General features: G+C 73.4%; 6 protein-coding genes and 1 pseudogene. 1 reads left to right on the top strand and 6 read right to left on the bottom strand.

The annotated features are described in order from the left end of the window. The 5 genes from NH342_RS20205 to lspA form a co-directional block, all read right to left on the bottom strand. Nucleotides 1-611 (bottom strand): DUF2567 domain-containing protein (locus tag NH342_RS20205; RefSeq protein ID WP_253017673.1); only part of this gene is annotated, 611 nt, incomplete at its 3' end. Between the two features lie 49 nt (nt 612-660). Beyond that, the gene (gene dnaE / locus NH342_RS20200) at nt 661-4200 is read right to left on the bottom strand and encodes a DNA polymerase III subunit alpha (RefSeq protein ID WP_253017672.1); all 3540 of its coding nucleotides are present in this window, start codon (nt 4198-4200) and stop codon (nt 661-663) included. A 130-nt stretch (nt 4201-4330) separates the two neighbouring features. Further along, the gene (locus NH342_RS20195; protein ID WP_253017671.1) at nt 4331-5158 is read right to left on the bottom strand and encodes a CPBP family intramembrane glutamic endopeptidase; all 828 of its coding nucleotides are present in this window, start codon (nt 5156-5158) and stop codon (nt 4331-4333) included. A 15-nt stretch (nt 5159-5173) separates the two neighbouring features. Continuing rightward, entirely contained in the window at nt 5174-6106 is a 933-nt protein-coding gene (locus NH342_RS20190; RefSeq protein ID WP_253017670.1) for an RluA family pseudouridine synthase, read from the bottom strand. A gap of 20 nt (nt 6107-6126) precedes the next feature. Next, the gene (gene lspA, locus NH342_RS20185; protein ID WP_253017669.1) at nt 6127-6756 is read right to left on the bottom strand and encodes a signal peptidase II; all 630 of its coding nucleotides are present in this window, start codon (nt 6754-6756) and stop codon (nt 6127-6129) included. Between the two features lie 193 nt (nt 6757-6949). Between lspA and NH342_RS20180 the strand changes: the two genes are divergently transcribed. Further along, complete coding sequence (locus NH342_RS20180) at nt 6950-8500, top strand: malate:quinone oxidoreductase (protein WP_253017668.1); 1551 nt, start codon at nt 6950-6952, stop codon at nt 8498-8500. Here NH342_RS20180 and NH342_RS20175 read toward each other — a convergent pair. Beyond that, a pseudogene (locus NH342_RS20175) lies at nt 8466-9063 on the bottom strand (hypothetical protein); the annotation flags it as partial. The gene NH342_RS20180 and the pseudogene NH342_RS20175 sit on opposite strands and share 35 nt — an antisense overlap.

Here is a 9063-nt window from a genome sequence, read left to right as displayed (position 1 = left end):
GGGTCGCCGCGGCCGAGGTCGTCCCGGCTGGCCAGCACGGTGGCGACGACGTAGACGAGCACCGCGACGAAGGGGCCCACGGCCAGCGCGGCCAGCATGTTGAGGTCCAGGGCGGTGGTGACGACGGTGCCGACGGTCATCAGCTGCTCGCGGGAGGGACCGCGGCCCAGCAGGGCGCCCAGCTGCCAGGCGGTCACCGACGCGGCGAGCATCCCGACCGTGAGCCCCACCAGGGTGACCACGCCGCGCCGCCGCCGGGGCAGCCAGCCCGCCAGGCCCGCCAGCAGGCCCAGCCCGCCGAGCAGGAGCACGTAGACCCCGTCGTCGGAGGCGAACAGCTCCGGGTTCACCAGCCCGCCCCCGGTGACCTCGACCGCACCCTCGGTGGAGGTGACGGTGAACTGGGCGCGGGGGGCCAGCCACACCCACAGCAGGCCGGCGACCAGGCCGAGCAGGGCCAGCACGACGGCGGTGACCACGGCGCCGCGGACGTCGTCCCGGCTGCCGCGCAGCCCCGGCACACCGGACCGCACCGCGGGCGGACGCGGGCCCCCGGCGCCGGAGGGTGCGTCCGGCCCGGGGGTCGGGGTGGGGGGCGGGGCGTCGGTCACGTCAGCGATTCGACCACAGGCGCACGGCGGCGGCGCCCAGAGGAGGCGTTCAGAGGATGGCGACGCTGGTGGGGCCCAGCAGCGCCTTGATGTCGCCCATGAGGGCGGTGCTGGGCCGCACGGACAGCCGCTGGTCCAGCCGCAGCACCGTCTCGCGCTGGCCGTTGATCAGCTTCAGCTGCACCTCGGTGGTGCCGGGGTGGCTGCCCAGCACCTCGCGCAGCCGCTCCACGACCGGCGGGGTGCACCGGGCCGCCGGCATCGACACGAGCACCGGGCCGCGCGGGCCCTCGGTGAGCTCGGGGACCATGACCTCGGAGCCGAAGATCGACGGGGTGTCGTCGCGCCGGGAGATGCGCCCCTTGACCACCACGATCTGATCCCGGGCGACCTTGTCGGCCACTTCGAGCCAGGTCTTGGGGAAGAACAGGACCTCGATGCCGGCCTCGAGGTCCTCGATGGTGGCGATGGCCCAGGGCGCGCCCTGCTTGTTCGTGCGCGGGGAGACCGCGGTGAGGATGCCCGCGACGGTGACGTTGGCGCCGTCCTCGACGCCGCCGGCGAGGATCTCGGCCAGCGCGGTGTCGGCGTGGCTGGTGAGCACGTGCTCCACCCCGTGCAGCGGGTGGTCGGAGACGTAGAGGCCGAGCATGTCGCGCTCGAAGACCAGCCGCTCGGCCTTGGACCAGTCGGCGGTGCCCAGCACCACGTCGAAGGCGCCGGCGCCGGAGTCCTCGCCACCCATGTCGCCGAACAGGTCGAACTGGCCCTCCGCCTCGCGCCGCTTGACCGCCATCGCGGCGTCGACGGCCTCGGGGTGCTTGACCGCGATCGCCTGCCGGGAGTGCCCGAGGGAGTCGAACGCGCCGGCCTTGGCGAGGGAGTCGATGACCTTCTTGTTGCACGCCACCGTGTCGATCTTGCGCATGAAGTCGTTGAAGTCGCGGAAGGCGCCCTTCTCCTCCCGCGCCTTCACGATCGAGGCGACGACGTTGTGGCCGACGTTGCGCACCGACGCCAGACCGAAGCGGATGTCCTGGCCGACGGCGGTGAAGTCCCAGGAGGACTCGTTGACGTCGGGCGGCAGCACCTTGATGCCCATCCGGCGGCACTCGGCCAGGTACACCGGCCGGCGGTCCTTGTCGTCGCCGACGCTGGTGAGCAGGCCGGCCATGTACTCGGCCGGGTAGTTGGCCTTGAGGTAGGCCGTCCAGTAGGAGACCAGGCCGTAGGCCGCCGAGTGCGCCTTGTTGAAGGCGTAGTCGGCGAAGGGCACCAGGATGTCCCACAGCGTCTTGATCGCCGCGCCGGAGAACCCGTTGGCCTTCATGCCGGCCTCGAACCCGACGAACTCGGCGTCCAGCACCGACTTCTTCTTCTTGCCCATCGCGCGGCGCAGCAGGTCGGCCTTGCCGAGGGAGTACCCGGCGACCTTCTGCGCGATGGCCATGACCTGCTCCTGGTAGACGATCAGGCCGTACGTCTGGCCGAGGATCTCCTCCAGGGGCTCGGCGAGCTCCGGGTGGATCGGGGTGATCTCCTGCTGGCCGTTCTTGCGCAACGCGTAGTTGGTGTGCGAGTTGGCACCCATCGGGCCGGGCCGGTACAACGCGCCGACGGCCGAGATGTCCTCGAAGTTGTCCGGGCGCATGAGGCGCAGCAGCGACCGCATGGGGCCGCCGTCGAACTGGAAGACACCCAGCGTCTCGCCCTTGGACAGCAGCTCGTAGGTCTTCGGGTCGGTCAGGTCGCGGCTGAGCTCGTCGAGGTCGATCGGCGGCTTGCCGTTGATCTCGATGTTGCGCAGCGCGTCGTCGATGACGGTGAGGTTGCGCAGGCCCAGGAAGTCCATCTTCAGCAGCCCGAGCGTCTCGCACGTGGGGTAGTCGAACTGCGTGATGATCGCGCCGTCGGCCTCGCGCCGCATGATCGGCACGCTGTCGATGAGCGGGTAGCGGCCGATGATGACCCCGGCGGCGTGCACGCCCCACTGCCGCTTGAGGCCCTCGAGCTTGCGGGCCTGGTCGACCACCTCGGCGGCGCCGGGGTCGGACTCGTAGCGGGCCCGGAACTCCGCGGCCTCCTTGTAGCGCGGGTGCGCCGGGTCGAAGACCCCGGTCAGCGGGATGCCCTTGCCCATCACGTCCGGGGGCAGCAGCTTGGTGAGCTCGTCGCCGACGGAGAAGGGCCGGTCGAGCACCCGGCCGGCGTCCTTGATCGCGGCCTTGGCCTTGATCGTGCCGTAGGTGACGATCTGGCTGACCCGCTCCTCGCCGTACTTCTCCGAGACGTAGCGGATGACCTCGCCGCGCCGGCGCTCGTCGAAGTCGATGTCGACGTCGGGCATCGACACGCGCTCGGGGTTGAGGAACCGCTCGAAGATCAGGCCGTGGGCCAGCGGGTCGAGGTCGGTGATGCCCATCGCGTAGGCGGCCAGCGAGCCCGCCGCCGAGCCACGGCCGGGGCCGACCCGGATCCCGTTGTCCTTGGCCCAGTTGATGAAGTCGGCGACCACGAGGAAGTACCCCGGGAAGCCCATCTGCGTGATGATCCCGACCTCGTAGTCGGCCTGCTTGCGCACGTGGTCGGGGATGCCGCCGGGCCAGCGCTTGTGCAGCCCGCGCTCGACCTCCTTGATGAACCAGGAGGTCTCGTCCTCGCCCTCGGGCAGCGGGAACCGGGGCATGAGGTCGGCACCCTCGGTGAAGGTGACCTCGCACTGCTCGGCGACCAGCAGCGTGTTGTCGCACGCCTCGGGCATCTCGGTGAACAGCCCGCGCATCTCGGCGGCGGACTTGAGGTAGTAGCCGTCGCCGTTGAACTTGAAGCGGTTGGTCTCGTTCAGCCGCGCCCCGGTCTGGATGCACAGCAGGGCGTCGTGGGCCTCGGCGTCCTCGCGGTGGGTGTAGTGCAGGTCGTTGGTGGCCAGCAGCGGAATGCCCAGCTCGCGGGCGATCTCCAGCAGCGCGGGCTTGGTCTGCTTCTCGATCGACAGGCCGTGGTCCATCACCTCGGCGTAGAAGTTCTCCCGCCCGAAGATGTCCTGGAAGTCCGCCGCCGCCTGCCGGGCGCGGTCGACCTTGCCCGCCCGCAGCCACATGTTGACCTCGCCGGAGGGGCACCCGGTGGTGGCGATGAGGCCCGTGCCGTACTGCTCGAGCAGGTCGCGGTCGAAGCGCGGCTTGCGGTACTGGCCCTCGAGGCTGGCCAGCGAGGACAGCCGGAACAGGTTGTGCATGCCCTCGGTGGTGCGGGCCAGCAGGGTCATGTGGGTGTAGGCGGCCTTGCCCTTGGACGAGGCGCCCTCGCCGTCCTCGTCGGCGATCGCGCCGAAGTCGTAGGGCGCGCGGTCGAACCGTGACCCGGGCGTGTAGTAGCCCTCCATGCCGATGATCGGCTTGACCCCGGCGGCCTTGGCCTGCTTGTAGAAGTCGTAGGCGCCGAAGACGTTGCCGTGGTCGGTCATGGCCAGGGCCGGCATGCCCTGCTCGGCGGCGGCCCGGGTGACCTCGGGCAGCTTCGCCGCGCCGTCGAGCATCGAGTACTCGGTGTGCACGTGCAGGTGCACGAAGTTCTCGCCGTCAGGCACGGGGGCTCCTCACTGGTCGGTGGTGCAGGTGCAGGTGGTGCTGACCGGCGGGGAAGGCCGTGTGCGCAGACCGGTGGTGCATCGGGTGGATCAGGGGGTGCTCGGCCCCGATCCTCCCACTCCCCGCTGTCTACTCCGGGGGTCCGACAGAGTCGTGCTGGTCCCCCCGCGTGTCCCGTCCCGGGACCCCGCGGGGGCCCAGCGACGGCAGCGCGGCGGTCGGGACGAGCAGGAACCGGAGGTCGACGGCGGCGTGCAGCAGGACCGGCAGGAGCAACGACCCCGTCTGCAGGTAGAGGGCGGCGAACACCCCGCCCAGCACGCCGGTCAGCAGCACGCCGCCCGCGCCCTGGTAGGCGTGCGCGGCCCCGAAGGCGACGGCCGCGACCACCACCAGCGCACCCGAGGGCAGCCCGGGGACCACCGCGGCCACCACCGCGAGGAAGAAGCCGCGGTACAGCCACTCCTCGCACACCCCGGCGGTCACCCCGACGACGGCGAACAGCCGGCGCTCGGCGGCCGATCGCGGCAGGAGCGCGACCGTCGAGGGCACCGGTGGCTCCCCGTGCCGGCCGGTGGGCGGCGGGGCGGCGGCGGCCAGCGCCCCCGAGCGCAGCACCCGGGTGGAGGCCACCACGAAGACCACCAGCAGCAGGCAGGCCGCCGAGGTGAGCCAGCCGGGCCAGGCCTGCGGCCAGCGCAGCCCGACCTGCCCGCCGTCGACGTCCGGGGCGGCCAGGAACACCACCAGGACCAGCAGGGACAGACCCCACTCCAGCACCAGGAGCCGGAGGTAGAACGACCGGCGCGCGCGGGCGTCGGTGCGCATCCGGTCCTCGAACCGGCGGTGCAGCACGTGCCCCACGACGGGCTCGCCGACGACCAGGTAGCCGGCGACGACGACCGCGGCGAAGGCGGCCGGACCGAAGTCGGCGAGGGAGTCGGGCAGGCCGGTCACGTCGGGGACGGGGCCTCAGGCCTCGTCGCGCAACCGGCGCAGCGCCCCGGCGATGTCGTCGGGGTAGCTGCTGGTGAACTCCACCCAGCGGCCGTCGGCGGGGTGGGCGAAGCCCAGCCGCACCGCGTGCAGCCACTGCCGGGACACCCCGAGCCGGGCGGCCAGCACCGGGTCGGCGCCGTAGGCCATGTCGCCGACCAGCGGGTGGCGCAGGGCCGAGAAGTGCACCCGGATCTGGTGGGTGCGGCCGGTCTCGAGCTTGACGTCGACCAGCGAGGCGGCGGGGAACGCCTCGAGGGTGTCGTAGTGGGTCACCGAGGGCCGGCCGGTGCTCACGACGGCGAAGCGCCAGTCGTGCTTGGGGTGCCGGTCGATGGGCGCGTCGATCGTCCCCCGCGAGGGGTCGGGGTGGCCCTGCACCAACGCGTGGTAGCCCTTGTCGACCGTGCGTTCCTTGAACGCCTGCTTGAGCACGGTGTAGGCGCGCTCGCTCTTGGCGACCACCATCAGCCCGGTGGTGGCGGCGTCCAGCCGGTGCACGACGCCGCGCCGCTCCTCGGCCCCGCTGGTGGAGATGCGGTAGCCGGCGGCGGCCAGCCCGCCCACGACGGTGGGGCCGTCCCAGCCCGGGCTGCCGTGCGCGGCGACCCCGACGGGCTTGTCGACCACCAGGACGTCGTCGTCGTCGTGCACCACCGCCATGCCCTCGACCGGCTGCGGCGGGGCGGGCTCGCCCGGAGGCGGGGGCAGCTCGACCTCCAGCCAGCTGCCGGCGGTCAGCCGGTCGCCCTTGCTGCGGGCCCGGCCGTCGACCAGGACCCGGCCGGAGTCGGCGAGGTCGGCCGCGGCGCCGCGGGACAGCCCGAACAGCCGCGACAGCGCCTGGTCGACCCGTTGGCCCTCCAGGCCGTCGGGCACCGGGAGCTCACGGCGCAGGCTGGCGGTCACCCCGCCATTGTGACCGACGGTCAGTCGCTCCCCGCGCCCGTGCGGCCGTCCGTGCGCTGGTCCGCGCCCTCGCCCTCGCCCTTGCGCTCGTCCTTGCCGCGGGAGCCGTCGAACTCGATGCCCCGCACGGCGAGGACCGCGCCGAGGATCCCGCCGCAGACGATGGCGGAGTCGGCGACGTTGAAGATCGGCCACACCCGGCCGTAGGGGTCGAACAGGGACAGGAAGTCCACCACCCCGCCGCGCAGGAACCCGGGGTCGCGGAACACGCGGTCGACCAGGTTGCCCAGCGCCCCGCCCAGGACCAGGCCCAGCGCCACCGCCCAGCCGGTGGAGAACAGCCGGCGGGCGGCCCGCACGATGACCACCACGACGACCGCGGCGATGAGGCTGAACACCACGGTGGCGCCCTCGGCGAAGGAGAACGCGGCGCCGGTGTTGCGGGCCTCGGTGAGGTAGAGCGCCCCGCCCAGCAGCCGTAGCGGCTCCCGGTCGGACAGCGTGGCGACCACGACCAGCTTGGTCACCAGGTCCAGCGCCAGGATGCCGGCGGCGATGCCGACCAGCAGGGCCGTCCGCGGCCGCCGGCCGGTCGCGGACCGGGTGGCGGTCTCCGCGCGGGTCGGCTCGGGGCGCGTCTCGTCGGGCACGCACCGACGGTACCGGCCCGACCTGCGGTGCCGGGACGCGCGCGGTGCGTCAGCATGGTGAGCGTCACACCTCCCGGGTGGGGTGCACGCCCTGCGGTGGGACGACGATGGGGTCAGCGGCGACCCCGCTCCCTGAACGCAGCACGCGGCAACGACCGCCGCGCGCGACCACCAGGAAGGCCCCACCACCCCCGTGACCAGCGCCGAGAACACCGCGCCGGGCGAGTACGCCCACCCCGTCGTCCCCGACACGTCGCGACCCGACGTCGTCCTGGTCGGGGGCGGGGTGATGAGCGCGACGCTGGCCGCCCTGCTGGGCATCGTGGCCCCGCACTGGTCGATCACGCTGTTCGAGGCCGGTGACCGCGTCGCCGCGGAGAGCTCCGACGGCTGGAACAACGCCGGCACCGGGCACTCGGCGCTGTGCGAGCTGAACTACACCCCCGCGGGCCCCGACGGCACCGTCGACCCGACCAAGGCCATCTCGATCAACGAGCAGTTCCAGCTCTCCCGGCAGTTCTGGTCCCACCTCGTGCGCACCGGGCTGACCGACTCCCCCAAGCACTTCATCACCCCGGTGCCGCACATCAGCTTCGTGCACGGCACCGAGGGCCAGGACTACATGCGGGCCCGGCACGCCGCGCTGACGGCATCGCCGCTGTTCGCCGAGCTGGAGCTGACCACCTCGCAGGACGAGCTGGCGCAGTGGGTGCCGTTGATGATGGAGGGCCGCGACCCCGAGCAGCCGGTGGCCGCCACCCGCTCGCTGGCCGGCACCGACGTCGACTTCGGGTCGCTGACCCGGCTGCTGCTGGACCAGGCCACCGCCCGCGGCGTCGCGGTGCACACCGGCACCAGCGTGCAGGGCCTGGAGCGCACCACCGACGGCCGCTGGAAGGTCGCCGCGAGGCACCACGCCAGCGGCGAGGAGTTCACCGTCAACGCGGGCTTCGTGTTCGTCGGTGCCGGCGGTGGCGCGCTGCCGTTGCTGCAGCGCGCGGAGATCCCCGAGATCAAGGGCTTCGGCGGCTTCCCGGTGTCCGGGCTGTTCCTGCGGTCCACCAACGAGGCGCTGGCCGCCCGCCACCAGGCCAAGGTCTACGGCCAGGCCGCCGTCGGCGCCCCGCCGATGTCGGTGCCGCACCTGGACCTGCGGCTGATCGACGGCCGGCAGTCGCTGCTGTTCGGCCCCTACGCCGGCTTCTCGCCGAAGTTCCTCAAGGCGGGGTCCTGGCTGGACCTGCCCAAGTCGGTACGACTGGGCAACATCGGCTCGATGCTCGGTGTCGCCCGCACCCAGACCGCCCTCACCCGCTACCTCATCGGCCAGGTGCTGCAGCGCCCCTCGGACCGGATCGAGGCGCTCGAGGAGTTCGTGCCCACCGCCGACGGCGACGACTGGGAGATGATCCACGCCGGCCAGCGCGTGCAGGTCATCAAGCAGGACGACAAGGGCCGCGGCGTGCTGCAGTTCGGCACCGAGCTCGTCGTCGGCGGCGAGGGCTCCATCGCCGGCCTGCTCGGCGCCTCCCCCGGGGCCTCCACCGCGGTCGCCGCGATGCTGGACCTGCTGCGCCGCTGCTTCCCCGACCGGCGCGCCGAGTGGGAGCCGCTGCTGCGCGAGGCCATCCCCTCCTACGGCCGCACGCTGGCCGACGACCCGACGCTGTTCGCCGAGGTGCGCGAGGAGACCACCCGCACCCTGGAGCTCACCGGGCCCGTGGAGCTCGCCGGCGCCCGCTGAGCGGCAGCGCCGCCCCGGCCGCCACCACGGCCGCGGCGGCGCCGAGGGCCACCGGTGCGCCCGCGGCCAGCAGCCCGGAAGCCAGCGGCGCGCCCGCTGCCTGACCCAGCAGCAGCGCCACGAAGAACGCCGACACCGCCGGGGCGGGCGTCGCCGACACCTCCCCCGCCCAGGCGATCAGGGCCGTCGTCGCGGTGGTGAACCCCAGGCCGAAGACCAGGCCGGCGACCACCGGGACGACCCCGTGCGGGGGCAGGGCCCACCCGGCCACCCCCGCCGCGGTGAGCGCGGCCGACGCCGACCACGCACGCACCGGTCCGGCGCGCAGCAGCGGCGGTGCCAGCACCGCCGCGCCGGTGGCACCGAGCCCGAGGCAGACCCACACCCACAGCGCCGCGCGGTCACCGAGCCCGCCGTCCTGCAGGACGGTCCGGCCGTGGGTCCACACCGCAGCGCTGCCGATGCCGAGCAGGCCGGCCGCGAGCACCGGCAGCACCCACCGGCGGTCCACGTCCGCCCGCGGTGCGGTGGCGGCGTCGCCCCCGCGCGCAGCCGCCAGCACC

The organism is Klenkia sp. PcliD-1-E, assembly GCF_024124375.1.
Taxonomy (GTDB): Bacteria; Actinomycetota; Actinomycetes; order Mycobacteriales; family Geodermatophilaceae; genus Klenkia.
Note: the sequence above shows the minus strand (reverse complement) of the source record. Positions and strands in the feature narration are given on the sequence as shown.